Origin of the sequence: Nocardia brasiliensis IFM 10847 (assembly GCF_000710915.1) — a bacterium.
Lineage (GTDB): Bacteria > Actinomycetota > Actinomycetes > Mycobacteriales > Mycobacteriaceae > Nocardia > Nocardia brasiliensis_A.
Map to the genome: position 1 here is coordinate 1 of NZ_BAUA01000128.1, position 25,944 is coordinate 25,944.

Annotated in this window: 20 protein-coding genes and 1 pseudogene; 11 read left to right on the forward strand and 10 right to left on the reverse strand. The window is 66.6% G+C overall.

The window, feature by feature from the left end; translation table 11 throughout:
- Positions 1 to 470: 1-deoxy-D-xylulose-5-phosphate synthase N-terminal domain-containing protein (locus tag NBRGI_RS26695; RefSeq protein WP_029899966.1), on the reverse strand; the 470-nt coding region annotated here is incomplete at its 3' end.
- A 167-nt stretch (positions 471 to 637) separates the two neighbouring features.
- Between NBRGI_RS26695 and glsA the strand changes: the two genes are divergently transcribed.
- The 3 genes from glsA to NBRGI_RS26715 all read left to right on the forward strand — a co-directional run bounded on the left by glsA (position 638) and on the right by NBRGI_RS26715 (position 4,381).
- Complete coding sequence (gene glsA, locus NBRGI_RS26700; RefSeq protein WP_081878239.1) at positions 638 to 2,503, forward strand: glutaminase A; 1,866 nt, start codon at positions 638 to 640, stop codon at positions 2,501 to 2,503.
- Positions 2,504 to 2,625: 122 nt separating this feature from the next.
- Positions 2,626 to 3,306 (forward strand): SIMPL domain-containing protein, encoded by a 681-nt coding sequence (locus tag NBRGI_RS26705; RefSeq protein WP_029899968.1) that lies wholly within the window; start codon positions 2,626 to 2,628, stop codon positions 3,304 to 3,306.
- Positions 3,307 to 3,577: 271 nt separating this feature from the next.
- The gene (locus NBRGI_RS26715; RefSeq protein ID WP_029899969.1) at positions 3,578 to 4,381 is read left to right on the forward strand and encodes an enoyl-CoA hydratase; all 804 of its coding nucleotides are present in this window, start codon (positions 3,578 to 3,580) and stop codon (positions 4,379 to 4,381) included.
- Between the two features lie 87 nt (positions 4,382 to 4,468).
- On the opposite strand, the gene NBRGI_RS49965 is transcribed toward NBRGI_RS26715, so the two are convergent.
- Together NBRGI_RS49965 and NBRGI_RS26725 are read right to left on the reverse strand one after the other, a co-directional pair.
- Complete coding sequence (locus NBRGI_RS49965; protein WP_029899970.1) at positions 4,469 to 6,196, reverse strand: class I SAM-dependent RNA methyltransferase; 1,728 nt, start codon at positions 6,194 to 6,196, stop codon at positions 4,469 to 4,471.
- Positions 6,197 to 6,356: 160 nt separating this feature from the next.
- On the reverse strand, positions 6,357 to 8,345 hold the full coding sequence (locus NBRGI_RS26725; protein WP_029899971.1) for an APC family permease: 1,989 nt from the start codon (positions 8,343 to 8,345) through the stop codon (positions 6,357 to 6,359).
- A gap of 239 nt (positions 8,346 to 8,584) precedes the next feature.
- Here NBRGI_RS26725 and NBRGI_RS26730 point away from each other — a divergent pair, with 239 nt between their 5' ends.
- Both NBRGI_RS26730 and NBRGI_RS26735 read left to right on the forward strand, forming a co-directional pair.
- Complete coding sequence (locus NBRGI_RS26730) at positions 8,585 to 9,250, forward strand: potassium channel family protein (RefSeq protein WP_029899972.1); 666 nt, start codon at positions 8,585 to 8,587, stop codon at positions 9,248 to 9,250.
- A gap of 2 nt (positions 9,251 to 9,252) precedes the next feature.
- Positions 9,253 to 9,924, forward strand: coding sequence for a potassium channel family protein (locus NBRGI_RS26735; protein ID WP_029899973.1), 672 nt, complete (start codon positions 9,253 to 9,255; stop codon positions 9,922 to 9,924).
- A 38-nt stretch (positions 9,925 to 9,962) separates the two neighbouring features.
- On the opposite strand, the gene NBRGI_RS26740 is transcribed toward NBRGI_RS26735, so the two are convergent.
- From NBRGI_RS26740 to NBRGI_RS26750, 3 genes are all read right to left on the reverse strand, one after another.
- A complete protein-coding gene (locus NBRGI_RS26740) occupies positions 9,963 to 10,589 on the reverse strand; it encodes a sigma-70 family RNA polymerase sigma factor (protein ID WP_029899974.1) in 627 nt (208 codons plus the stop codon).
- Positions 10,590 to 10,755: 166 nt separating this feature from the next.
- Positions 10,756 to 11,466 carry a DUF3159 domain-containing protein gene (locus NBRGI_RS26745; protein ID WP_029899975.1) on the reverse strand — a complete coding sequence of 237 codons (711 nt, stop codon included), beginning with the start codon at positions 11,464 to 11,466 and terminating at the stop codon, positions 10,756 to 10,758.
- Between the two features lie 3 nt (positions 11,467 to 11,469).
- On the reverse strand, positions 11,470 to 11,847 hold the full coding sequence (locus tag NBRGI_RS26750) for an OB-fold nucleic acid binding domain-containing protein (protein WP_029899976.1): 378 nt from the start codon (positions 11,845 to 11,847) through the stop codon (positions 11,470 to 11,472).
- A gap of 128 nt (positions 11,848 to 11,975) precedes the next feature.
- Between NBRGI_RS26750 and NBRGI_RS26755 the strand changes: the two genes are divergently transcribed.
- A complete protein-coding gene (locus tag NBRGI_RS26755; RefSeq protein WP_029899977.1) occupies positions 11,976 to 12,698 on the forward strand; it encodes an alpha/beta fold hydrolase in 723 nt (240 codons plus the stop codon).
- A 274-nt stretch (positions 12,699 to 12,972) separates the two neighbouring features.
- Here NBRGI_RS26755 and NBRGI_RS26760 read toward each other — a convergent pair whose 3' ends face one another.
- Positions 12,973 to 13,815 (reverse strand): DUF3710 domain-containing protein, encoded by an 843-nt coding sequence (locus NBRGI_RS26760; protein WP_029899978.1) that lies wholly within the window; start codon positions 13,813 to 13,815, stop codon positions 12,973 to 12,975.
- A gap of 5 nt (positions 13,816 to 13,820) precedes the next feature.
- Positions 13,821 to 14,293 (reverse strand): annotated as a pseudogene (gene dut / locus NBRGI_RS44280) (dUTP diphosphatase).
- 177 nt (positions 14,294 to 14,470) lie between these two features.
- Between dut and NBRGI_RS26770 the strand changes: the two are divergent.
- The gene (locus NBRGI_RS26770) at positions 14,471 to 14,956 is read left to right on the forward strand and encodes a DUF3093 domain-containing protein (RefSeq protein ID WP_029899979.1); all 486 of its coding nucleotides are present in this window, start codon (positions 14,471 to 14,473) and stop codon (positions 14,954 to 14,956) included.
- A 47-nt stretch (positions 14,957 to 15,003) separates the two neighbouring features.
- Here the strand turns inward: NBRGI_RS26770 and NBRGI_RS26775 are convergent, their stop codons facing one another.
- Positions 15,004 to 15,306, reverse strand: coding sequence for a DUF4193 domain-containing protein (locus tag NBRGI_RS26775; protein WP_014986697.1), 303 nt, complete (start codon positions 15,304 to 15,306; stop codon positions 15,004 to 15,006).
- 488 nt (positions 15,307 to 15,794) lie between these two features.
- Between NBRGI_RS26775 and cei the strand changes: the two genes are divergently transcribed.
- On the forward strand, positions 15,795 to 16,472 hold the full coding sequence (gene cei, locus NBRGI_RS26780) for an envelope integrity protein Cei (RefSeq protein ID WP_029899980.1): 678 nt from the start codon (positions 15,795 to 15,797) through the stop codon (positions 16,470 to 16,472).
- Positions 16,473 to 16,536: 64 nt separating this feature from the next.
- On the opposite strand, the gene NBRGI_RS26785 is transcribed toward cei, so the two are convergent.
- Positions 16,537 to 17,460 carry an inositol monophosphatase family protein gene (locus tag NBRGI_RS26785; RefSeq protein WP_029899981.1) on the reverse strand — a complete coding sequence of 308 codons (924 nt, stop codon included), beginning with the start codon at positions 17,458 to 17,460 and terminating at the stop codon, positions 16,537 to 16,539.
- Between the two features lie 171 nt (positions 17,461 to 17,631).
- Between NBRGI_RS26785 and ppgK the strand changes: the two genes are divergently transcribed.
- The 3 genes from ppgK to NBRGI_RS47670 all read left to right on the forward strand — a co-directional run bounded on the left by ppgK (position 17,632) and on the right by NBRGI_RS47670 (position 25,935).
- The gene (gene ppgK / locus NBRGI_RS26790) at positions 17,632 to 18,390 is read left to right on the forward strand and encodes a polyphosphate--glucose phosphotransferase (RefSeq protein ID WP_029899982.1); all 759 of its coding nucleotides are present in this window, start codon (positions 17,632 to 17,634) and stop codon (positions 18,388 to 18,390) included.
- A 270-nt stretch (positions 18,391 to 18,660) separates the two neighbouring features.
- The gene (locus NBRGI_RS26795; RefSeq protein ID WP_029899983.1) at positions 18,661 to 20,034 is read left to right on the forward strand and encodes an RNA polymerase sigma factor; all 1,374 of its coding nucleotides are present in this window, start codon (positions 18,661 to 18,663) and stop codon (positions 20,032 to 20,034) included.
- A 621-nt stretch (positions 20,035 to 20,655) separates the two neighbouring features.
- Positions 20,656 to 25,935, forward strand: a complete 5,280-nt coding sequence (locus NBRGI_RS47670; protein WP_148310959.1) for a zinc-ribbon domain-containing protein — start codon at positions 20,656 to 20,658, stop codon at positions 25,933 to 25,935.
- Positions 25,936 to 25,944 lie beyond the last annotated feature (9 nt).

Consider the following 25,944-nt stretch of genomic DNA (forward strand, 5'->3'; position numbering starts at 1 on the left):
AGCGCCTCCCAGCACATGCCGCCGGTGAGCGCGCCGTCGCCGACGACGGCGACCACGTGCCGGTTCTGCCCGCTCAGCTGGAACGCCTTCGCCAGCCCGTCCGCGTAGGACAGCGACGCGGACGCGTGCGAGGACTCGACCCAGTCGTGCGCGCTCTCGGACCGGCTCGGGTACCCGGACAGGCCGCCCTTCTTGCGCAGATCGTCGAACTGGTCCTTGCGGCCGGTCAGGATCTTGTGCACGTAGGCCTGGTGGCCGGTGTCGAAGATCAGCGGGTCGGCAGGCGAATCGAAGATCCGGTGCAGGGCGATGGTCAACTCGACCACGCCGAGGTTCGGGCCGAGGTGCCCACCGGTCGCGGCGACCTTCTGCACCAGGAACTCGCGGATTTCATCCGCCAGCTCACGCAACTGCGGCGCGGTCAGCGGACGCAGATCTTCGGGCGTGTCGACCCGGGAAAGCACTCCCACCTGAACTCGCTCCCTCCGGATAGCGCTTCTGATCCGATCAGTCTACGGAGCGATGGGCAGTGCCCTCGTACGAGAACCCAACTGTCCCACCCTGCCACGACGATCACCAGCCGACATCGAACCGAAATGTGAGCCTCGGCATACCGTACTCGGCCTAGAGTAATCGTGTGGCCCAGGTCGAAGAGGCGATCGGCAGGACAATCGAACCGGGCGTCGTGTCCAGGATCGTCAGCGACGTCTACCAGCTGTGCCGCTCCGACGAATCCGGCGCGCTGGCCGATTACATTCCCGAACTCGCTGCGGTGCAGCCAGATTCGTTCGCACTGTGCCTGGCCACCGCGGACGGGCGGATATACGGCACCGGCGAGATGGAGACTTCGTTCACCATCCAGTCGATCTCCAAACCGTTCACCTACGCGCTCGCGCTGGCCGATCGCGGCACCGACGCGGTGGACGAGCGCATCGACGTGGAGCCCTCCGGGGAGGCGTTCAACGAGATCAGTCTGGATCCGGTGACCGAGCGGCCGCGCAATCCGATGATCAACGCGGGCGCCATCACCGCCGCGTCGCTGATCACCGGTCACGACGCCGCTGAGCGTTTCGAGCGCATCCGCGCCTGCTATTCGCGTTTCGCGGGCCGCGAACTGCGCATGAACGAGGCGGTGTACGCCTCCGAGGCGCGCACCGGATTCCGTAACCGCGCGATCGGCTACATGCTGCGCTCGTTCGGCATCATCGACTCCGACCCCGACGAGGCGGTCGACCGCTACTTCCGGCAGTGCTCGATCGATGTGACCTGTCGCGATCTCGCGCTGATGGCGGCGACGCTGGCGAACAACGGTCGCAACCCGGTGACCGGGGAGCGGGCGCTGACCACGGCGTTGACCGAGCGGGTGCTCAGCGTGATGACCACGTGCGGCATGTACAACGCGGCGGGCGACTGGGTCAGCTCCGTCGGATTGCCGGCGAAGAGCGGGGTCGGCGGCGGCATCGTCGCGGTGCTGCCCGGTCAGATCGGCATCGCGGTGTACTCGCCGCGCCTGGACCCGCACGGCAACAGCGTGCGCGGCGTCTCGGCGTGTCGCGAGCTGTCGCAGCGGTTGGAACTGCACTTCCTGCACGTCACGCGGGCGGCGCGGACCGCGATCCGGGCCGGCTACTCGGTCGCCGAAGTGCCCTCGCGATTGCGCCGGACCACCGAGGAGATCGCGGTGCTCGCCGAGCACGGGCATCGCGCCCGCGTCTACGAATTGCACGGTGACCTGCTGTTCGCGGGCGCGGAGAGCGCGGTGCGCAGCATCGAGGAGCAGGCCGGCGAGCTCGAGGCGCTCGTGGTCGACCTGCGCCGGGTCGGCGAGGTGAGCACGATCGCGGTGCGGATGCTCGACGATCTGCAGACCGAACTCGCCGCCGTCGGCGTGCGCGTCGCGCTCGTGGATCCCGACGCCAAACTCGGGCACATGGCCTCCAGCCTGGACCCGGACGACCCGCGCGGCCGGGTGTTCATCGACCGGGACACCGCCACCGAATGGTGCGAGGACGTCGTGCTCGAGCGACACCGGCCCGCCGACGAACCGGTGTGCACGTCGATCGCGATCGAGGAACATCCGGCGCTCATGTCGCTCGAGCAGGATGATCGGACGCGCCTGGCCAAGGAGTTCGAAGTGCGCACGTTCGCGCGTGGCGAGGTGATCGCCGCCCGCGGGAGCGCCCGTTCCGGCCTGTATCTGATCCTGGAGGGCCGGGTCCGGATCACGTTCCTGGGCAGCGATTCCCGCACCCATCGGCTCGTCAGCCTGTCCGCGGGGATGTCCTTCGGCGAGATTCCGATGCTGGTCGGTGCGGCGTTCGCGAACGAGGCCAGGGCCGAGGCGGGCGTGCGGGTGGCGGTGCTCAGTCCTGCGCGCTTCGATCAGCTCACCTCGCAGGCGCCGCAGTTGAAGCTCGCGCTGCTCGAGCGACTCGCCGCGGGCGCGTACGCACAGATGGACGCGGCGGTGCGCGCGATCGCGGTGCGCGGCGGCGACTATTGAGTGATGCCTGTCGCAGGTGCCGGCGAGAAGTGACACGCAGTTCCGCGCGGCGGGGACGATTACGCGCCGCCGACCGTTGAGCAGACCGGAGCCCGAACCATCGACCGACCGAGGAGCGTGCAGTGAGCAAGAAGTCCGATTCCCGCAAGGCGGGCACCGTCACCCTGTTCGGTCAGGGCACCGCCCGCGCGACACCCGACCTGATGCGCGTCACGATCTCGATCGAATGCCGGGCGAACAAGGTCGCGCTCGCCTACAGCCGGGCCGGTGAGCGGATCGCCGCGGTCAGCGCCTCGCTGCGCTCCGACGGGGTCGCCGGCACCGATATCGCGACCAGCGGCCTGTCGATCCACACCGAGACGGTGTGGACCGAGGGCGAAGGCAATCGGATCACCGGATACCTGGCGAGCACGTCGCTGACCGTGGCGCTGCGCGAGATCGGGGACGACGCCGATCCCGGTCCGGCGGTGATCATCGCCAACGCCGTCGACGCCGGCGGGGACGACGTTCGCCTCGGCGGGCTCAATCTCACCTTCGCCGACCAGGAGTCGCTGCTCGTACAGGCGCGCGACGCCGCGTGGGAGAACGCGGTGGCGAAGGCGCAGCAGTACGCCGAACGGGCCGGACGTTCGCTCGGCGCGGTCCTCGAGATCACCGAGAACACCTCGGCCGCACCGCCTTCCGCGCCCCGGCTGAAAGCGATGTCGGTATCGATGGACGCCTACGGTGCGGCACCGGTGCCGGTGGAACTCGGGGAAAGCGAGATCTCCGCGGGCATCCGCGTCACCTGGCAGCTGGACTAGCGAAACGATTGCGGCACATCGGCTCACCCGGTAGGCCGCCCGAAACCCTGCACCAGGACGATCACCGAATCGGTGCCGGTCATGTTCGCGACTTCAGGGCGCGCCGAGGTGGGTATCGACTCGATCTTGCGACGTTCTGCGCCCGAAGGGATCGGCCGCGATTGCACCGAGCCGTGCACATCGGGGGTGCGCGCGCTTCGCGGGTGCAGCGGGCGGGGCAGCCGATACAGTAGAACCTGTTTCAGTTTGCCGTCGGGGTCAAGGAGACCGTATGTCGTTCGTGCTCATCGATACGCCGCGGCCGCATGTCGCCGTCGTCACGCTCAACCGGCCGGAGCGGATGAACGCGATGGCGTTCGATGTGATGATTCCGCTGCGCGAGGCGCTGGAAGAGGTCAGCGCCGACAACGACATTCGGGTTGTGGTGTTGACCGGTGCGGGGCAAGGGTTCTGTTCCGGGGCGGACCTGCAGAGCGCGGGCACAGTGCCGAATGTCGACGGGCTCACCGTCACCAGCGTCGCGCGCCGTTCGATGGACCTGCTCAACGATGTGATGATCACCCTGCGCCGCATGCACCAGCCGGTGATCGGCGCGATCAACGGGGCCGCGATCGGCGGCGGATTCTGCCTCAGCGTGGCCACCGACATCCGAATCGCCGCACCGGCGGCCTACTTTCGCGCCGCGGGCATCAACAACGGCCTGACCTCGACCGAACTCGGCATCAGCTACCTGCTGCCGCGCGCGATCGGCGCGTCCCGCGCCTTCGAGATCATGCTGTCGGGCCGCGACGTCGACGCCGCCGAAGCCGAACGCATCGGCCTCGTCTCCCGCACCGTCGCGGCCGCCGAATTGCTCGACGCCTGCTACGACCTGGCCGAGCGCATCATCGGTTTCAGCCGCGTCGGCACCGAACTCACCAAACGCATGCTGTGGAGCGGCATGGAGGCGGGCAGCTTCGAATCCCATATGCAACACGAAGGTCTGGCCCAGCTCTACGTCCGTCTGACCACCGGCAACTTCGACGAAGCGATCCGCGCCCGCCGCGACCGCCGCCCACCCACCTACACCGACTGAACCGGCAGCGCCGATCGAACCGGCCCTGTCCAGGATCCTGCCGCCCACGATTTCACCGAACGTTGGACACTCCGGCGCGGCCCCGCATCAGGGGCGGTCGAGCAGGGCCACGCATTCGACGTGATGGGTGCCAGGGAAGGCGTCGAAGGCGCGCAGGTCGGCGAGGTGATAGCCCGCGGCCTGGTAGAGGCTGAGGTCGCGGGCGAAAGATGCTGGGTCGCAACCGATGTGGATGATGCGGGTGGGAGCGGTCGTGGTCAACGCGCGGATGACCTCCTTGCCCGCGCCCGCGCGCGGCGGGTCCAGGACGACGACGTCGGGAGCGGCGGCGTCGATGCGGTCGGCGACCCAGCGTTCTACCCGCTGGGCGTGCTGCTCCAGCCAGGTCAGGTCGCGGAGCGCGGCTTTGCCGGCGGCGACCGCCGGACGGGCCGATTCGACGGCGAACACCGCGCCCGTCAAGCCGGCCTGGCCGGCCAGCCGGGCCGCGAAAACGCCTGCGCCGCTGTACAAGTCCCAGGCCGAACCGCCCGGCAGCAGTCCGGACCACTCCGCCACCAGATCCGAATAGCATTGCGCCGCACCGTGGTGCGCCTGCCAGAAGCCGGTCGCGGCGACCTCCCAGCGACGCCCGGACACATATTCGACCGCCCGCCCACTTCCGGCGACCACCCATTCGTCCCGCGCCGCATGCGTGGCCGCGCGCCGCGCCGACGCACTGCGCCGCTCCTGCGCCTGCGGACCCTCCAACCGCCCGTCGGCCGCATACCGCACTTCGTCTCGAAGCTCCTTCGCCTCCGCCCGCAACGACTCCGGACGCCGGTTCCCACCCCCGTCGCCCCGATGCCGCACCCCACCGATAGCCCCGGGCCGCCGCCGCCCACCCCGCGCATCCCCCGGACCGGCCCCCGCCCCACCCGCACGCCCACGACGGGCATCGTCCCCGGAATCCGCACCGGACCCGCGGCCCACACCGGACCGCCCGCCTGAATCGTCACGAGAACCCCCGCCCCCGAACACATCACTTCGCCCGGCACCTGGCTGATCCCTGCGGCTGTCCGCGCGACCACCGCCGCCGCCCGCACTGGACCGTCCATCCGAGCCGCCAGGGGAACCCCGACCGTCAGTGTCGTCCCATTCGGCGCCCGACTCGCGGGGCGCGGGACGGCGGCCGCGGCGGTCTCGACCGCGGCGGTCGGCGTCGCGGGTGGCCGGGGCCAGTTCGACGATGTGACGGACGCCGTCGCCGTCGACGGCGATCACCAGGTCGGCACCCGGGGTCCACAGGCGGTCGGCGGCGCCCTCGAGGGCGCCGGAAACAGGTTGGGGGCAGCGGAGATCGGGGATGACCTCGGTGCTGCGGTAGCGGTGCACACCGGCCCGGCCGGACGCGTCGACCGCGAGGCGGATGCGGGTGCGCCAGCCGCTGGTGACCTCGCCCGCACCGGTGATCGGTTCGACGACGACGTCCCGTTCGATCCCGGCGACCCTGCGCAGCTGCTCGGTTACGACCGAAGCTTTCAGCGCCCGCTGCGCTTTCGGTGTCGCAAAGGAGAAATCGCAGCAACCTGCGCCACCGGGCCCGGATACCGGACAGGTGGCGGGCACGCGATCCGGCGACGGCTCCAGGATCTCGATGGCGTCGGCGCGACAGAACGATCCGCCGCGGTCCTCGGTGACGCGTACCCGCACCAGTTCTCCGGGCAGCCCGTGCCGGACGAACACCACCCGCCCCTCGTGTCGCGCCACACAGAATCCGCCGTGCCCGGGCTGCCCGAGTCGCACCTCGAATGTGCTGCCCTGCCAGTCACTCATCCCGGCATACCCTCCGCGCCACGCGAGCACATCACCGATCTCTCCTGCCACTGTGTACCGCTGGACCCGCAGGCATCCGCGTCCCACGCACCCGAATATCCGATCGCCGCCGTCCGGGCGCCGCCGCACCCGCGGGCGGGTACCGCGCGCCGACTCCCGCTCACGATCGATCGTCGTAACCGCGACGGACCGCACCCGGCGCATTCACCACGCCCGGGGTACGGGCACGGGTGGAGGAGCTCAATTGCCAAGGGACGCTGGTGACCATGACGCCGGGCTCGAAGAGCAGCCTGCCTTTGAGCCGCAGCGCGCTCTGATTGTGCAGCACCTGTTCCCACCAGTGTCCGACGACGTATTCGGGGATGAACACGGTCACCACGTCGCGCGGGGCGTCCTTGCGGACCCGTTTCACGTAATCCAGGACGGGCTTGGTGATTTCACGATAGGGCGATTCGATCACCTTGAGCGGCACGGTGATATCGCTCTTCTCCCATTCGCGTACCAGCGACCTGGTGTCGGCGTCGTCGACGTTGACGGTGATCGCCTCGAGCGTATCGGGCCGGGTGGCGCGGGCGTACGAGAGCGCACGCCGGGTCGGCAGGTGCAGCTTGGATACCAGCACGATCGAGTGCGAACGGCTGGGCAGCACCGCGTCCCACTCCTGGGACTCCAGCTCGCGCGACACCGAATCGTAGTGCTTGCGAATCATTTTCATCACGATGAAGATCGCGACCATCGTCGCGATGGCGATATAGGCACCGGCGAAGAACTTGGTGATGAGCACGATGATCAGCACTGTGCCGGTGGCGCTGAGGCCGACCGCGTTGATCACGCGGGACCGTTTCATCCGCGCGCGCTGCGCCGGGTCGGTTTCGGTGCGCAACAACCGGGTCCAGTGCCGCAGCATGCCGGTCTGGCTGAGCACGAACGAGACGAACACGCCGACGATGTAGAGCTGGATGAGCTTGGTCACCTCGGCGCCGAACAACACGACGAACGCGATCGCCGCACCGGAGAGGAACAGGATGCCGTTGCTGAACGCCAGCCGGTCACCGCGGGTGTGCAGCTGCCGGGGCAGGTAACGGTCCTGCGCCAGAATCGAACCGAGCACCGGGAACCCGTTGAACGCGGTGTTCGCGGCGAGCACGAGGATCAGCGCGGTCACCGTGGTGATGAAGAAGAACCCGATCGGGAACCCGTGGAACACCGTCTCGGCGAGCTGCGCGATCAGCGTCTTCTGGTGGTATCCGGCCGGCGCGCCGATCAGATCGGATTCGTTGTGCGCGTACACGACCTTGATCTTCTGCGCCAGGATGATGATGCCCATCAGCAGCACGACCGCGATCGTGCCGAGCATCAGCAACGTGGTGGCGGCGTTGCGCGACTTCGGCTTCCGGAACGCGGGCACGCCGTTGCTGATCGCTTCCACACCGGTGAGCGCGGCACACCCGGAGGAGAACGAGCGGGCGATCAAAAAGGCGAAGGCGAGTCCGTACAGATGCTCGTCCTCCGCCTTCAAACCGAATCCCGCCGATTCGGCTTGTAGATCGTCGCCGAGCACGAAGATGCGGAACAGTCCCCAGCCGAGCATGACGAACATGCCGACGATGAAGGCGTAGGTCGGGATCGCGAACGCGGTGCCCGATTCCCGCACGCCGCGCAGGTTGATCGCGGTGAGCACGGCGATGGCCACTACGGCGAACAACACCTTGTGCGTGGCCACGAACGGGATGGCGGAGCCGATGTTGGAGGCGGCCGAGGAGATCGACACGGCCACGGTGAGCACGTAGTCCACCAGTAGCGCGCTGCCGACGGTCAACCCGGCGGTCGGGCCGAGGTTGGTGGTCGCGACCTCGTAGTCGCCGCCACCGGAGGGGTAGGCGTGCACGTTCTGCCGGTAGCTGGCCACCACCACGGCCATCACGAACGCGACGGCCAAACCGACCCAGGGAGCGTAGATGTAAGCGGAGATGCCCGCGGCGGAGAGCACCAGGAAGATTTCCTCCGGCGCGTAGGCCACCGAGGACATCGCATCGGAGGCGAACACCGGAAGCGCGATGCGCTTCGGCAGCAGGGTATGGCCAAGCGAATCACTACGGAAAGGCCTGCCCAGCAGCACTCGTTTCGCTGCCGTCGTCAACTTGGACACTGGAGCGAGCATAGCGGCACCATCGCCGTATCCGGACTCGGCAGGCGCTGTGTAACCACCCAGCAACCCCGACGCGCGGCGTTGCGGAGCTCGCGCCGGCACAGTTGTGTTGCGCACGCGACTGTCAGGTTTGGCGCGGGGGTGGAGGGGGAACGTGGCCGATGGAATCATTCGACAGGTACCGTTCGACCGATAATGAGCAGACCGAACACCACGGTTCCAGGAACGAGGGTTGCACGGTGTACGTAGTGGTCATGGGGTGTGGGCGCGTCGGTTCGGCGTTGGCTCGCGCCCTGGTGCGGGTGGGCCACGAGGTCACGGTGATCGACCGGGACTCCGCCGCCTTCCTTCGGCTCGGCTCGGATTTCCCGGGCGAGCGCGTCACCGGCGTCGGCTTCGACCGAGATGTGCTGGTGCGGGCGGGAATCGAGCGGGCGGACGCGTTCGCCGCGGTCTCCTCCGGAGACAACTCCAACATCATCTCCGCCCGGGTGGCCCGGGAGATGTTCGGCGTCGAACGGGTGGTCGCCCGCATCTACGACGCGAAACGCGCCGCGGTGTACGAGCGGCTCGGCATCCCGACCATCGCGACGGTGCCGTGGACCACCGATCGGTTCCTGCGCACGCTCATCAGCGACAGCAGCACCACCACCTGGCGCGATCCCACCGGCACGGTCGCAGTTACCCCGCTGCCACTGCACGAGGACTGGTACGGACGCACCGTCCGGGATCTGGAGCAGGCGGTCGGGATCCGGGTCGCGTTCATCATCCGGTTCGGCCAGGGTCTGCTGCCCGACAGCAAGACCATCGTGCAGGCCGACGATCTCGTCTACGTCGCCGCGACATCCGGTTCGGTGGGCGAGGCCATCGCGCTGGCAGGCAAGCCCCCCGTGAGCGAGGACTGAACATGAAGGTGGCCATCGCAGGCGCAGGCGCCGTCGGCCGATCCATCGCCAGGGAACTCCTGCGCGGCGGGCACAGCGTCATGCTGCTGGAGCGCCAACTCGACCACATCGACCCGGAGGCGATCCCGGACGCCGTCTGGGTGCACGCCGACGCCTGCGAACTGGCGCTGCTCGAGGACGCGGGTCTGCAAACCTACGAGGTGGTCATCGCCGCCACCGGCGACGACAAGACGAACGTGGTGCACAGCCTGCTCGCCAAGACCGAGTTCGGCGTGCGCCGGGTGGTGGCCCGGGTGAACGATCCGCGCAACGAGTGGCTGTTCGACAGTTCCTGGGGTGTCGACGTCGCGGTGTCCACGCCACGACTGCTGGCCTCGCTGGTCGAGGAGGCGGTGACGGTGGGCGATCTGGTGCGGCTGATGACGCTGCGCCAGGGGCAGGCGAATCTGGTCGAGATCACCCTGCCCGGCGACACCGCCCTCGCCGGCAAGCCGGTGCGCACGCTCACCCTGCCGCGCGACGCCGCCCTGGTGACGATCCTGCGCGGCGGCCGGGTGATCGTGCCGCAGCCCGACGATCCGTTCGAGGGCGACGACGAGCTGTTGTTCGTGACCTCGGTGGAGGCGGAGGAGGACCTGCGGGTCGAACTCGCCAACCACGGCATCAAGCCTTGACTCCCCGACAGGGCTGATGCGCGACGGTCGCGAACGGGTTACGCGGCCAGCTTCAGTTCCGCGCGCAGCTTGTTCAGCGCACGATGCTGCATCACCCGGACGACGCCCGGGCTGGTGCCGATCGCCTCGGCGGTCTGCGCGGCCGACCAGCCGAGCACGATCCGCATGACCAGCACCTCGCGATGCGCGGGGGCGAGGATCTTCATGAGTTCGCGGGTGGCCACGCGCCGTTCGGACGCCAGGGCCCACTCCTCCGGCCCGGCGGCGGTCGACGGTGCGTCCGGCATCTCCGCCATCGGATAGGTGGGGTGCTGCTGCGAGCGGCGGAACGCGTCGGACACCTTGTTCGCCGCGATGCCGTAGACGAAGGCGAGGAAGGACTTGCCCTGGTCCCGATAGCGCGGGATGGCATTCACGGTGGCGATCAGGATCTCCTGCACCACGTCGTCGGCGGTGACTTGCAGATGAGCCGTATTACCAAGGCGCGCACCGCAATACCGGCGAACCAGCGGGTGGACGATGCGGACGATCTCGCTGATCGCGCCGCGATCGCCCGCGGCCGCGGGACCGATCAGTTTGTCCAGTTCGGCGCCGACCCGGCGGCTCTCGGACAGGGCCGGATGGTGGTTCTTCGACGGTGCTGCGGTCTTGTGCTCGGGGGCCACGGTCCGAGTCCTTTCGTGCGATCGTGCGTGTTTTTCTCGACGCACTGATCGTCTGCCGAACTCGGGTCGCCTTCCAGGCACCCCAGGGTGGGTAACCACCCACCTCTGCGGTGAGAAACGCCCCACCCACTGTGTTTTCGCAGGACGAGCCTGCGGGGTTAACGCGCTAGGCGGGTTCGGCCGCGGCACCCCGGCGCACGGGCAGATGGCCCGCCCGGCGCACCGCCCACACGGTGACCACCAGCGCGACCGCGGTGAGCGGCCAGCCCATTCCGATCCGAGCGACGGCGAGCCACCCGGTCCGGTCGGTGTCGTAGAGCTGGGACTGCACCAGATAGCGCGCGGCGAACACGACCACCCACGTGGTGGTGGCCAGGTAGTAGAGGCGCTGCACCCGGCGATCGGAGCGCCAGTCGGTGCCGTGGCCGTTGAGCACGCCCCAGATCACGCCGACGAGCGGCCAGCGCACCAGCATCGACACCAGGAACACGCCCGCGTACACCAGGCTGGTGTAGATGCCGAACAGGAAGAAACCCTTCGCCTCCCCCATCCGATAGGCGATGAACGCGCAGATGCCGACACCGAGGAAGCCGGAGATAGCGGGCTGGATGGGGCTGCGCCGGACGAGCCGCCAGATCAGGATCAGCGCGGCGACCCCGAGTGCGGCCCAGATGGCGGCGGTGAGGCCCGCGAAACCGTTCACGGGTACGAAGACGACAACCGGGACTGTCGAAGAGATCAGGCCGCTGAATCCGCCGAGCTGCTCGAGCAGGGTCTGCTCGGCGACTGCTTCGTCAGGGTCGACCCGGTCCGGGTCGAGAGCCGTTGCGGGCTCGGTCTGTTCGCCTGGGGCGGCGTTGTCGTTGCTCGATGGCATACGTCAGCTGTTCCCGCGCAATTCGTAGTAGGGGTTGTAGATCACTTTGCGGCCGTCTCGATCGCCGACCCGGCCGCGCACCAAGATACGTCGTCCCGGCTCGATACCGGGAATGCGCCGACGGCCGATCCACACCAGGGTGATGGCATCGGTGCCGTCGAAGAACTCCGCCTGCACACTGGCGCCCGCGGACTTCGGACACGCTTCGACGCTGCGTAGCCTACCGAGCATGGTGGCCTCGTCACCGCGGCGACACTCCGAGGCCCGGCACGCGCCGGAGGCTTCGGATTTCTCGGCGAGTTCTTCTGCGTCCAACTGGTCGATATCTTCGGTCAGTCTGCGGCCCAGACGTCGAAAATACCCTGAGGCTGCGGATGACATTTCGCACGCTCTCCTGCATAGAGCAGACAGTGTGGGTCGCACACCATCGTGGTTTCCACATACGACCGGCTGTGGCCGTACCCCCGCCACTGTAGATGCACCAGAGCACCCCCGCTACGCTCGGACCGGTGTTCGACTCCCCACACTCCGTGTCGCCCGCTCAGGTCGTCGTGGCCTTGCCCGGCAGCGGATCCGATGCGGATTTCGCCCGGCGTGCCTTCGAACCGGCCGGCAGAGCGCGCCGTCTCGACGTGGTCGCGGTACAGCCGGACCCGGCTGCCGTCGTCGCGAGTTATCGAGCCGCGCTCGAGGCCGCGGCCGCGACGGGTCCCGTTGTTGTGGCGGGAATCTCGCTCGGCGCGGCGGTCGCGATCGAGTGGGCCGCCGAACATCCCCAGCTGACCGCTGGGGTGGTCGCGGCCCTGCCCGCGTGGACCGGTCCCGACACCGCCGCCTGCCCCGCCACCGTGAGCGCCGGGGTGACCGCGGCCCAGTTGCGCGCCGACGGGCTCGACGCCGTGGTCGAGCGGATGCGTGCGAGCAGCCCCGCCTGGCTCGCCGACGCGCTCACCCAATCCTGGCGCGCGCAGTGGCCGGGTCTGCCCGACGCGCTCGACGAGGCCGCCGATTACAAATGGCCGGATACCGACCGCCTCAGCACGCTGGAGGTGCCGGTGGCCGTGGTGACGGCGGTCGACGACCCGGTGCACCCGTTCGCCATCGCCGAGGAGTGGGCCGCACTGATCCCCCGCTCCGCGATCCACCGCATCACCCTCGCCGAACTGGGCGCCGAACCGGCCGTCCTCGGCCACACCGGCTTCGCCGCCCTCACCCGCACCGGCGCCTTCTGAGTTCGACCGCCGAATAGCACAGCCGCACAACGGTTCTCGGCAGCCTACGCCCGAACCCGGGCTGGGCGCGTTCCCCAGTTGGTCAGCCGACCGCCAGGTGATGGTGGCGGCATCAGCCGAGAGACTTCCGCCACCATTACCTGGTGATCAACTGACCAGTAGCGACCGCCCGCGATGTCCCAGGTGGAACTGCCGCGTGGTGGTCGAGGTATCGCCGGTTACCGGGACTGCGGCGATCCGCGCGAATCGGGCTGGGCCGGTTGGGGATTCGGCGCTAGTTCAGGCCCAGCTGTTGCATGGCCGAACCGTCGGCGCCGCGGCGGGGGCCCTCCGGCAGGCGCGGCGGCAGCTGGGGGTTGGCTTGGGCTTGCGCCTGGGCCGCCAGCTGCTGCTGTTGCGCGTCGACCTGGGCCTGATGGGCCGCGGCCAGCTGTTCGGCGAGTTCCTGTGGGAGTACCACGGGCAGCGGCTCGCGCACCGGCAGCGGGTCGTCGCCGCGCCGGACCACGGTCTCGCGCAGGATCGCCCGGGCCGCGGCGACCAGCGGGCTGCCGTCGTTGGCCGCACCGGACGGACCGGCCGCGACCAACCGCACCATCCAGCGCGGCCCGTCGACCCCGATGAACCGCAGATCGGCCCCGTCGGTGACGGCCAGCAGTTCGCGACCCCACGGGCCGGTCTCCACCGCGACCCGCGAACCGTCCTTGCGCAGCGAATCCGCGAGATCCGCGGCCACCGTGCGCCACTGGCCCGCCGACTTGGGGGCCGCGTACGCCGCGACGGTGATCCGGCCGTGTTCGGTCGCGAGGTGTACCGCCTGCGGTGCGCCGTCGGGCGTCATCTCGACCTGCAGCTGACCGCCCTGCGGCACCGGCAGGATCACCGAGCCCAGATCGAGTCGTTGGTCGGCGACCCGGTCCAGCAGGTCGGCCACGTCGTCGTAGTCGTGCGGGCCGGAGGGTGGCTCGTCGGCGGCGGCGACATGGCGGCCGACGGGCACGATCGGGTGCTCGTCGGTGTCGTAGTCGTCCTCGTCGTATGCCTCGACCTCGTCGTACTCGTCGGCCGCATACCGGTCGTCGTCGTAGTCCGCAGACCGCTTCTTCTTTCCGAACAGTCCCATTACGCCTCCTTGCCGGCTGCCCGGCCCGCCCCGGTCAGACTCGCGTGACCGCCGCTGGACCCGTAACCGCCCGCGCCCCGGCTGGTTTCATCGAGCGAGTCGACCTCGACGAAATCCACCAACTCGACCCGCTGCACCCAGCAGCTGGGCGATCCGGTCCGCCCCGGCGCAGCTCGATCGGCGTGCGCGGGTCGTGGTTGATCAGGCACACCTTGATCTCGCCGCGGTAGCCGGCATCGACGGTGCCCGGGGTGTTCACCACCGACAGACCGGCCTTCGCGGCCAGCCCCGAGCGGGGGTGGATGAGACCGACCGTGCCGACCGGTAGCGCGATCGCGAGGCCGGTGCCGACCAACGCCCGCTCCCCCGGTTCCAGGATCACGTCGGCGGTGGTGCACAGATCGACGCCCGCGTCGCCGTGGTGGGCGCGCGTCGGCAGGGGGATGCCGGGATCGAGCCGCAGCACCGCTATCGGCGGCAGTTCATTCCTCACGACTTCGCCTCCGGGTACTCGGCTCCGTCGTGAGCGGGACTCGGTGTGTCCATGGTTCGCTCGCTTCGCTCCCTCACGTTGGTCGAGCCTACGCGTACAGCTCGGACAGACGTGACTTAGTGTTGACTCGTGTCGGACCAGCCCAACCCAGTGACCATGGACGAGAAACAGCCGAGCCCACAGCCGTACCGCGAGCGCCTCTGGGTGCCGCTGTGGTGGTGGCCGGTGGCCTTCGCCGTGACCGGCTTGCTGGCTGCCGAAATCCATATGGGCGCACCGGGTCTGCGCGCCTGGCTGCCTTACGTACTGCTCTTCCCGGTACCGGTGTGGGTGCTGCTCTGGCTGAGCAGGCACCGGGTGGAGGTCGCGCCGGATTCCTCGGGCACGCTCGAACTGCGCGCCGACCGCGCCCACCTGCCGGTGAATTTCGTTGCCCGTGCGGCCGTCGTCGCCCACACGGCGAAGAGTGCGGCGCTGGGTCGCCAGCTCGACCCCGCCGCCTACGTACAGCACCGACCGTGGATCGGGCCGATGGTGTTGCTCGTGCTCGACGATCCCGATGACCCCACGCCGTACTGGCTGGTCAGTACGCGCAGGCCCGAACGGGTCCTGGCCGCGCTCGGAGTGCCGAGCGCGGGCTGATGGCCTGAACCCTCATCGAGATCGGGGGGCGAGCGGTGTGCTCGCGCTCAGGCCGCGCAGTCCATGCAGATCATCTGGCCGCCCTTCTCGCTGGCCAGCCTGCTGCGGTGGTGCACGAGGAAGCAGCTGGAACAGGTGAACTCGTCGGCCTGCTTCGGGATCACCCGAACCGTCAGCACTTCCTCGGACAGGTCCGCGCCGGGAAGCTCGAACGACTCCGCGGTATCGGATTCGTCGATATCCACGACGGCGGACTGTGCCTCGTTACGACGAGCCTTCAGCTCCTCCAGCGAATCTTCCGACACATCGTCGGTTTCGGTGCGCCTCGGTGCGTCATAGTCGGTTGCCATGTCGTCTTCCCCTCGTCCTTACTTCGTATATCCCGGACCGGTCCACTCACACCGATTCCGCAAGGAATCGCCGTGACTCGTACCGCCCCGCCGGTGGTGCACGTCACACGCACACCGGTCACTCATCAGGGCGGATCGGGCTGATCCACTCCGGATAGCGCTCGGTAAACGCAGGACATGCCCTACTTGTTCCCGCGACCGACCACCAATTTCGCCACCGGCGATTCGATCTGGGCCGCCAGACAATAGCGGACCCCGCGACAAAAGTCGCAATCAAAACACAGACGATTCGAAACCGACGGGTAATCGACACCTCCCGTCGAACTCACCGAGACCTGGGGCGCGGTTGCCGGGCACCGCGGCCCGGTTCGCGGCCCGCCTGCGCGCACCGCGCCCGGGCAGGCGGCGTCGGCTCAGCACATACCGCGGCCCCGGACTCCGTCGGCCTGCCTGCGCCCGGACCCGGATCCTTTTCGTAGAGTGTGCTGGTGGTTTCACTGATCACCGAAGGCCGCCCCGTGGATTCCCAGGGCAGGCCCTTCCTCCGCCGACGACCGCAGCCCTGGCTCATCATGCTCGGCGTCCTGCTGCTGATCTGCACGATCGTGTGGGTCAAGGCACTGACGACGACCGAACGAGACACCAGCGCGATGGCCTGCAACTCGCCGAGCCCGGCCACCGATCCCGGCGCCGGGCAGCCCGTCGCACTCGGCCAGCGGGTCGGCAACGGGCGGTTACAGGACGTGGAACCGGCGCCGCTGGCCGCCGCCAAGGTGCGCGTGCTGAACGCGAACAACCAGCGCGGCCAGGCGGCCCACGTCGCGGCCCAGTTCGGCGATCTCGGGTTCGCCAGCGCGCCGGGGACGCAGTTCGGCAACGATTCGGTATACGTCAACGGCGACCTCGAGTGCACCGGCCAGATCCGGTTCGGCGTCAACGGCCGGCCGGCCGCCGCCTCGGTGCAGTTGGTGGTGCCGTGCGCCGAGCTGATCGAGGATCAGCGCAGCGACGACACGGTGGACATGGTGCTCGGTTCGCTGTTCCGCGATATCCGCCCCAGCAACGACGCCGAAGAGGTGTTGCGGTCGCTGAAGAACCCCGCGCCCGGCGGGCCGCCGCAGATCGATATCAAGCTGCTCGACGCCGCCCGCCAGGCGCGCTGCTAGCTCGCGCGTCCGGCGTTTGCCCTGTGCTCCTCGAGACCACCGGCTTCGAGGGGCACAGTCGTCACTACAGGTCGGGAATCGGCTCGGTCGCGCCGACCCGCTCGAGCAGCTCGGCCAGTTCGTCGGCGATGCCCGGCGCGGCGGCGAGCACCAGGTCGCCCGCCGCGCTCGTCGCGGTGGCGGGCGGCAGGGTGAGCCGCGCACCCGCTTCCGCCGCGATAAGCGCACCGGCGCCCCAGTCCCACGCGTTGAGGCCGTGCTCGAAGTAGGCGTCCACCCGGCCCGCCGCGACGTGACACAGGTCCAGGGCGGCCGCGCCGAGCCTGCGGATGTCGCGCACCTGCGGCAGCACCTCGCCGATCAGTTGCGCCTGTCGCGTGCGCCGGTGCTTGCCGTAGGCAAAACCGGTGGCCACCAACGACATCGAGACGGTCTCGACCGGCGTGCAGCTCAGGTGCTCGACAGCGCCGTCGGCGTCGACCCGGATCGCACCGAGACCGAGACCGGCGCTGTAGGTGGCCCGCCGCGCCACGTCGACCACCGCACCCGCGACCGGTCTGCCGCCCCGCAGCGCCGCCACCGACACCGCGTAGCCCGGAATCCCGTACAGGAAGTTGACCGTGCCGTCGATCGGGTCGACCACCCAGTGCACGACGTCTGCGGCCGAGTCGGCGAGCGTGCCGCCGCCCTCCTCGCCGAGGATCGGATCACCCGGTCTCTGCTCGGCGAGCAGGCCGCGGATCAGGTCTTCGGTCTCGGTGTCCACGATGGTCACCGGATCGGTCGGGTGGGCCTTGACCTGCACCGCGCCGTCCGCGGGGCCGCCGGCCTGTCCGAAGACCTCGGGGCGGCGGGCACGGACGTGGGCGGCGGCGGTTTCGGCGAGGTCGACCGCGACTCTGCGCAGTTCGGCCTCGTCGCCGCGGGCGACGATGATCTCGGAGGTGTAGTCGGACACTGGTGATGAGGTTTCCGGCACGCTCTCCATCGCATCACAGATCCTCGGGAACGCGCAGCATCGATCGCGCATTACTCTTGTCGTGCACGACACAACGCCGTCGTCGGGCACCTCACCGCAAATGCGTGCGCCGACGCGGTAGGAGCTTGTGCCTCGGCGTTGTGCTCCACACTCGCCAGACACAGGAACGAGGGGTAGGTCATGTCCGCTCGGGGGCACGCATTCGGCATCGATATCGGCGGCAGCGGCGTCAAAGGCGGCGCGGTGGATCTGGCCACCGGCGAGCTGGTCCACGAACGGATCAAGATCGCGACACCGCAGCCGTCCACCCCGCAGGCCGTCGCCGACGCGGTGGCAAAGCTGGTCGCACAAGCCGATTGGGACGGTCCGGTCGGCATCACGCTGCCGTCGGTGGTGCTCGACGGCGTCGCCCGCACCGCCGCCAACATCGACAAGGCGTGGGTGGGCACCGACGCGCGCGCGTTGTTCTCGACCGCGCTGGACGGGCGTCCCGTCACCGTGCTCAACGACGCGGACGCGGCCGGCCTGGCCGAGGACCGCTACGGCGCGGCAAAGGATTTCGACGGGCTCGTGCTGCTGCTGACCTTCGGCACCGGGATCGGCTCGGCCCTGCTCTACCAGGGCACGCTGGTGGCCAACAGCGAACTCGGCCACCTCGAGGTCGGCGGCATGGAGACCGAGCATCGCGCCGCCGCGTCGATCAAGGATCGCGACGGTCTCACCTACGAACAGTGGGCCGCCGAGGTCAGCACCATCCTGATCGGCCTGGAGAATCTCTTCTGGCCGAAAGTATTCGTCGCGGGCGGCGGGATCAGCCGCGATGCCGACCTGTGGATTCCGTTGCTCACCAATCGAACTCAGGTCATTCCCGCGCACCTGAAGAACACCGCGGGCATCGTCGGCGCGGCGATGGCCATCGATGCCGGTATCGCGCCATAACATGGGCGCGGCATGCGAGAATCCGTAAACGCTCCCGCACCGTAGGCGACATCGCGGGCGAAGGTACCCTGGTTAGATCGTTACAATGGAACGTGCCCGGCCTGTTCACGAACGCAAGCGAGTGAATCACAGGCACAGCGCCCTCGGCCCACGACGCAGTCGTGAGCCGGTGCAACCCGACCGGCCCTCCGCCGGTGAAACCCGACAGACCGCTCCGCCGGAAGACCACTCTGGCGTGACGCCGCACGAGACCGTCACGAAAGGGCGTACGTGGTAGCCACGAATACCCGTCAGACCGCCGATTCGGCCGAGGCCGATTCCGCAGATGTAACCGAAGCACGGCCGGTCCGTAAGGCGGCTGCCGCGAAGAAGGCCCCCGCGAAGAAGGCCGCGGCCAAGAAGGCACCCGCGAAGAAGGCCGCCGCCAAGGCGGCCAAGGCGCCGGCCAAGAAGGCCGCCACCAAGAAGGTGGGCGGCGACGGCGAGCCCGGTGCCGACGAGGTCATCGACGACGAGTCGCTCGACATCGAGGATCTCGGCGATCTCGAGGTCTCCGAGGACGACCTGACCGAGGAAGCCGAAGACCTCGTCGTCGAGGAAGTGGCCGAGGCCGCCGAGGAAGAGGTCGAGCCCTCCGCCGCCGACAAGGCCTCCGGCGACTTCGTCTGGGACGAAGAGGAATCCGAGGCCCTGCGCCAGGCCCGCAAGGACGCCGAGCTCACCGCCTCGGCCGACTCGGTGCGCGCCTACCTCAAGCAGATCGGCAAGGTCGCGCTGCTCAACGCCGAAGAGGAGGTCGAACTCGCCAAGCGGATCGAGGCGGGCCTCTACGCGGCGGAGAAGGTGCGCGAGTTCACCGAGCAGGGCGAGAAGCTGCCGGTCGCGATGCGCCGCGACTACAACTGGATCGTCCGCGACGGCAACCGGGCCAAGAACCATCTGCTGGAAGCCAACCTGCGCCTGGTCGTCTCGCTGGCCAAGCGCTACACCGGCCGTGGCATGGCGTTCCTGGACCTGATCCAGGAGGGCAACCTGGGTCTGATCCGTGCCGTCGAGAAGTTCGACTACACCAAGGGCTACAAGTTCTCCACGTACGCCACCTGGTGGATCCGGCAGGCTATCACCCGCGCCATGGCCGACCAGGCCCGCACCATCCGCATCCCGGTGCACATGGTGGAGGTCATCAACAAGCTCGGCCGCATCCAGCGCGAGCTGCTCCAGGACCTGGGCCGTGAGCCCACCCCGGAGGAGCTGGCCAAGGAAATGGACATCACGCCGGAGAAGGTGCTGGAAATCCAGCAGTACGCGCGTGAACCCATCTCGCTGGACCAGACCATCGGCGACGAGGGCGACAGCCAGCTCGGTGACTTCATCGAGGACTCCGAGGCCGTCGTCGCCGTCGACGCGGTGAGCTTCACGCTGCTGCAGGATCAGCTGCAGTCGGTGCTGGAGACGCTGTCCGAGCGCGAGGCGGGCGTGGTCCGGCTGCGCTTCGGCCTCACCGACGGTCAGCCGCGCACCCTGGACGAGATCGGCCAGGTCTACGGTGTCACCCGCGAACGCATCCGCCAGATCGAGTCCAAGACCATGAGCAAGCTGCGCCACCCCAGCCGCTCCCAGGTCCTGCGCGACTACCTGGACTAGGCACTACCCGAGATTGGGCCCCTGAGCTGCGACTTTGGGGCCCAATTTCTGTTTTCCGGACGAGCACAGAGCTCTCAGTCAAGGCAGTGGGATGGTGATCGAATATACGATCGATCTCGCCATGCTGTTGTCCGCCGCCGGATATGACGCCCTGGGATTCCCGCGCCAGGAACCGGACCGGCGCGCGGCGTCGACGACCAGAACCGCGGAGCACTCAGCGCGGCCGCGGGCGCGGAAATCGTTTCGGTCCCGCCACGAGCGCCGACTGTGTAGTGGGTGCTGTTATGGGCGGGGTGGCCGGCCAGGGTGGACAATCCCTCACCCAGGTCGGTATGCGGTTCGAGGCTGCGGCGGACACGATCAGCGCCGCGTTGGAGCCGCCCGGGATTACGCAGCGAGACTCTCAAGGTCGCCCAGACTGCAATTCGACCTGGGCCGCAGTGACCAGGCCCTCTGCGCTGACCGACGCCGTTCATTCTGGGGGGCGATTCCCTCGCCGGAAAACCGACCACCGGGCAAACCTGAAGACCGGCGAGGTGCGGCCCACATCTCGCCATTTGTGTCAGTGCCAGCTGCGATACTCCAGCGGGTAAAGCATAGCCACACGTTGTGAGGGTAGGCATGGCGAAGTTCGATCCGGTCCGCGATGTACACAAGTCCCTGGAAGTACTTCGTCCCGATGTCGCTGCTCAGTGGCACCCCACGAAGAACGGCGACCTCACTCCAGCGCACGTTGGTGCCGGTTCACAACAAAAGGTCTGGTGGCGTGCCGAATGCGGCCACGAATGGGATGCCTATATAAACAACCATGCCAAGCGCGGTCCCGGATGTCCCATTTGCTCCGGTCAGCGCGTACTGGCGGGATTCAACGACCTGCTTTCTCAGCACCCGGAGATCGCTGCCGACTGGCATCCCATTAGAAATGAGCCGGTGAGCCCGGACCAGATCAGTGCAGGGAGTAATACGAAGGTCTGGTGGCAGGGCACTTGCGGCCATGAGTGGGATGCACCGGTGTCGACCCGGACTCGTATCGGCACCGGCTGCCCAATCTGCTCAGGAAAGCGGGTTCTGACTGGATACAACGACCTGGCCTCAAGGTTTCCATCGGTTGCTGCAGAGTGGCACCCCGCCAAGAACGGTGAATTGACACCGGAAACTGTGTTCTTCGGCAGCACCAAGACCGCATGGTGGTTAGGACGATGCGGTCATGAATGGGACGAGTCGGTTCGTAAACGTACGCACCGACAATACGGATGCCCGGTTTGCTCCAACCATAGACTCGTGGTAGGGGCAAACGATCTAGCAACAGGATCGCCGGAAATCGCCGCCGAATGGCACCCCACGAAGAACAGCAGCCTCACTCCGGAATCTGTCGCGGCCAACAGTGGGTCCTCTGCCTGGTGGTTGGGCGGGTGCGGACACGAATGGGAAGCTCGGATTGTCGATCGAACGGCCCTGAAGCGTGCGTGTCCGATCTGTTCCGGAACGAGAGTTTTCACTGGTTTCAACGACCTTGCGTTTCGCTTCCCAGAGATCGCCGCAGAGTGGCACCCTACGAAAAACGGTGATATCACACCCGCGACCGTGCACCATGGTAATGAGAAGAAAGCCTGGTGGCTGGGCCAGTGCGGCCATGAATGGAATGCCCTCGTTTCAAGCCGAACCCGTAACGGCTCAGGCTGCCCAGTCTGTTCTGGCCGACGCATCCTTGCAGGGGTCAACGACCTCGCCACGCGCTTTCCCGAGATCGCCGCAGAATGGCATCCCACCAGGAATCTCGACCTGCGGCCAGATCAAATTGCGCCAGGTACCGCGAAACGAGTCTGGTGGCTCGGTGCATGTGGCCATGAATGGGATGCAACTGTCAATGATCGAACCAGTCGCGGAGGAACCGGATGTCCCTTCTGCGCTGGCGCCCGGGTGCTTTCGGGATTCAATGACCTCGCCTCGAAATTTCCTGCGATAGCAGCGGAGTGGCATCCGACCAAGAACAAGGACTTCACTGCCTCCGAAATCAGTGCCGGATCCGAGAAAAAGGTATGGTGGCTAGGAAAATGCGGGCACGAGTGGAAAGCATTGGTCGCCAACCGGACAAGGATCGGACACGGATGTCCAATATGTGGCGGAAGTCGCGTGCTTGCCGGTTTCAACGACCTTGCTTCGCAGTTCCCGGAGGTTGCAGCGCAGTGGCATCCCATCAAGAACGGCCGCATCATGCCGGAAGAAATCAGTGGTGGGAGCAACCGGGAATTTTGGTGGTTGGGGTCGTGCGGTCATGAGTGGGACGCGCCGGTGGTCGGCCGCACCACCGGGGGGCAGGGTTGCCCGATCTGCTCAGGTAAAAGGGTTCTCGCTGGCTTCAACGACCTTGCCTCGCAATTCCCTGCAATCGCGGTCGAGTGGCATCCGGAGAAGAACGGCGACCTCACGCCAGACGGTGTTCTTGCTGGAACCACAAAGGTTGCTTGGTGGTCGGCCGCGTGTGGCCATGAGTGGGAAACTCAAGTATTGAGCCGGACGCGTTACAAAAGCGGCTGCCATGTGTGTTCTGGATTACGAATTCTTGCTGGCTTCAACGACTTCGCCTCGCAGTTCCCAGAGATTGCTGAGGAATGGCATCCCACCAAGAATGCAGGGATCACGCCGGACGCAATCGGCGGTGGAACCAACCGGAAAGTCTGGTGGTTGGGCCGGCGCTGTGGCCATGAGTGGGAGGCGCGAGTTGTGGACCGAACTCGCAATGCCAGCGGTTGCTCGGTATGCGCTGGTCGGCGTGTACTGGAAGGGTTCAACGACCTGAAATCGAGATTCCCGGAGGTGGCGTCCGAATGGCATCCCACCAAGAACGGAGATGCACGACCCGAGTGCATTACTGCGATCAACGATCTGAGAGCATGGTGGCTGGGAAACTCGTGCGGACATGAGTGGGATGCCCCGATCAAAGATCGGACCCGAGGGAACCAGGGCTGCCCGATTTGTGCCGGTCGCCGAGTCGAGGCAGGGTTCAATGATCTTGCGTCGCGATTTCCATCAATCGCTGCGGAATGGCATCCCAGCAAGAACGGGAACCTGACACCTGACGCGGTCACATCCAAGACCGACAAATGCGTCTGGTGGCTCGGCGCATGCGGCCACGAATATGAGATGCCCGTGTTGTGGCGCACAAATCAGAAGATGGGCTGCCACTGTGAAGTGAGCGTATGGAATGCACGTCGGTTAGAGGGCTTCGTCGCGGATCTCGGAGAACATACCGAATCGATGACGCCCGCTATGCTCTACGCAGTCTGCCAGCAAGCTGGCGTTCTGGCATCGACGAAGGCCTGCGATATCACCGACCTTCTGTCGGATCCCCACCGCCTGATCGGCTTGGCCGGGAAGGAACGAGAATCTCTGCCTGTTGAAGAGGAAATGCCGGACGTCGTCGACGCCCTCAACCCGACAGGACACATTCCGACACCGGACGATGCTGCGTCTGCAGTATCAGATACGACAAAAGCCGAGGACGAACCGTCCTGCGATGGTCACGCCGCCTCTCTGCCCTCCCTCTCGGTCGATGGCGTGCTGCGGATGGGAGCGAAGTTCTTGGCGAGCTCGGATATCGACACGGCTGAGTACCTGACTGTCGCGGCAGCAGAACAGATTTGGAAGATCGCCTACCGACTCGACAGCGGTCGTGTGAATGACGTGGAGCGTCGCCAGCTGCAATCCGAACTCGACAAGACAATCGAGCCATGCTCGAATCAATACGCCGAACGTATTCGTCTTCGTTTCCGATCGGAATATGAACAGGCGGTCGCTCTCGCCCCTGTTGGAAACTGGTCGTTCCGGGCAGGCGATGACATCGGCGTCACTCAGCCAAACCTCATGCAGAAGCACACAGCGATAAAGCTCCTCGGTCGCAGACGCGTCGGAAACTGGTCAGGCACCGGCGCAGGTAAGACGGTGTCGGCCATCCTCGCAGCCGGCTTGCTCCACGCTGGTCACGATGGGGGAATCGTGCTCGTCGTATGCCCCAACAATGTCGTCATCGGATGGGTGGATTCGATCCAGAACTGTTATCCCGATGCACGGGTAGCGTCGAGAACACTCTCACCTTCCTGGGCCCCAGGAGCAGGGCCCAGGTGGCTGGTTGTCAACTACGACCGCCTCCCGGGACATGGTGGCGAGATCAAGACACTGATTCTCGACCATCGTGTCGATCTGTTGGTCATTGACGAAGTGCACTACGTCAAGGCACGCCAAAGCACGCCAACGTCGCAGCGGCGCCAAGTCCTCACAGCCCTCACGGCCGAGGCGGGCAGATCGAACCCTGACCTCGCGGTACTCGGAATGTCTGCGACCCCCGTGGTCAATGACTTGCACGAAGCCCGGAGCCTCATCGAAATGATCGAGGGTGTCACGCTCGACGATCTGGACACGACAAGTACAGTTCCCAACGCGATGCAGATGCATCAGCATCTCGTTCGAGTCGGGTCGAGATGGATTCCTGAGTACGTGGCCGACCTCGAATTCACCACGCCGGCAATTGATGTCTCGCACAGGATCGATGACATCATCGCGCTGGGCTGTCACCCAGCCCCTGCTGTACTCGACCAAATATTATTGATAGACAAACTCAATACCATCGTCAATGAATGTCGAGCGGGACGAAAATCACTCATCTATACACAATTCACGACGGGAATCGTGGAGCCACTCAAACAAGCATTGCTCGATGCAGGACTTCGCGTGGGGCTATTCACAGGCGACGACAAGGGTGGACTGAGTCGATTCATCGGGAAGTGGCCAAGCGGTCTGCTCGTTGCGGATAGAGATCAGGTCGATGTTCTTATCGGATCCGAAGCAATATCGACTGGCGTCGATGGGCTTCAGCACGTATGCGACACCCTTATTTTCGCGACCCTCCCTTGGACTCACGCAAATTATCAGCAGATCGTCGGCCGCGTTCACCGGCAGGGGCAAAAGTCGCACACTGTCAAAGTTGTTGTTCCGTCGACATTTGCCGATATCGCTAGTCACAGCGGTGATATGGAGCGGTGGTCGTGGTGTGGCCAACGGTGGGCGCGTGTGGAGATGAAAGAATCGCTGTCCGATTGCGCCGTCGATGGAATCGTTCCAAAGGGAATATTGGTCTCACCAGCGGAGGCGGCAAGGTCGAGTGTTGAATGGCTACGCCGACTCAAAGAGATCGGAACCCAAACTGTCACACGGAAACCCCTCGACGGTCTGCTAGGTGACGATGTAGATCGATTGAACCATCCTGCGATAATTGCTCGTTTTGGCGAGCTGTCCAGGATGAATGGAGCGTGGGCATCGACACACTCCATCGTTACGCACACACGCTTGGTCGGGGATCCGACCGAATGGCACCGCTACCACGATCTCTACAGGCGGGCGCGACAACAGTGGAGCGTGGTTCCCGCAATCGAGTTCGCGGGCTGGCTCAATAGGCGGCAACGTCCGTACACGGTCGCAGATTTGGGGTGCGGTGAGATGCTACTTGCTGATAACGTGACAGGCTCGCACACCATACTCGCGTTTGATCACGTTGCCATCGACGAGCGCGTGATCGCGTGTGATATCGCAGAACTTCCAGTCGACGACGCGTCGGTAGATGTAGTCGTCCTCTCGCTGTCGCTCATGGGGAAGAACCACACCGACTACCTGCTGGAAGCACACCGCATCCTGCCTGTCGACGGACAGCTCTGGTTGTGTGAGCCCACCTCGCATATCGGGGCAGATGAAGTCCGACTCCAACAAGTATTCGCCGACTACGGCTTCGACGTTCTTTCGGTCAATGTCCGTGAGCAGTTCACCTTCGTTCGGGCGATCAAGGGCGAGCAGACTCCGCGCCAAACTCCATCGTGCATTAAGCTCAAGACTTCGGCTGAAGACGTATAAGTGGAAATC

What these genes read in the sequence shown, in the direction of transcription:
- NBRGI_RS26715 (WP_029899969.1), top strand. Translation starts at nt 3,578, where the DNA reads ATGTCGTTCGTGCTCATCGATACGCCGCGGCCGCATGTCGCCGTCGTC.
- NBRGI_RS49965 (WP_029899970.1), bottom strand. Translation starts at nt 6,196, where the DNA reads ATGAGTGACTGGCAGGGCAGCACATTCGAGGTGCGACTCGGGCAGCCC.
- NBRGI_RS26735 (WP_029899973.1), top strand. Translation starts at nt 9,253, where the DNA reads ATGAAGGTGGCCATCGCAGGCGCAGGCGCCGTCGGCCGATCCATCGCC.
- NBRGI_RS26745 (WP_029899975.1), bottom strand. Translation starts at nt 11,466, where the DNA reads ATGCCATCGAGCAACGACAACGCCGCCCCAGGCGAACAGACCGAGCCC.
- NBRGI_RS26750 (WP_029899976.1), bottom strand. Translation starts at nt 11,847, where the DNA reads ATGTCATCCGCAGCCTCAGGGTATTTTCGACGTCTGGGCCGCAGACTG.
- NBRGI_RS26770 (WP_029899979.1), top strand. Translation starts at nt 14,471, where the DNA reads ATGGACGAGAAACAGCCGAGCCCACAGCCGTACCGCGAGCGCCTCTGG.
- NBRGI_RS26775 (WP_014986697.1), bottom strand. Translation starts at nt 15,306, where the DNA reads ATGGCAACCGACTATGACGCACCGAGGCGCACCGAAACCGACGATGTG.
- NBRGI_RS26785 (WP_029899981.1), bottom strand. Translation starts at nt 17,460, where the DNA reads ATGGAGAGCGTGCCGGAAACCTCATCACCAGTGTCCGACTACACCTCC.
- ppgK (WP_029899982.1), top strand. Translation starts at nt 17,632, where the DNA reads ATGTCCGCTCGGGGGCACGCATTCGGCATCGATATCGGCGGCAGCGGC.
- NBRGI_RS47670 (WP_148310959.1), top strand. Translation starts at nt 20,656, where the DNA reads ATGGCGAAGTTCGATCCGGTCCGCGATGTACACAAGTCCCTGGAAGTA.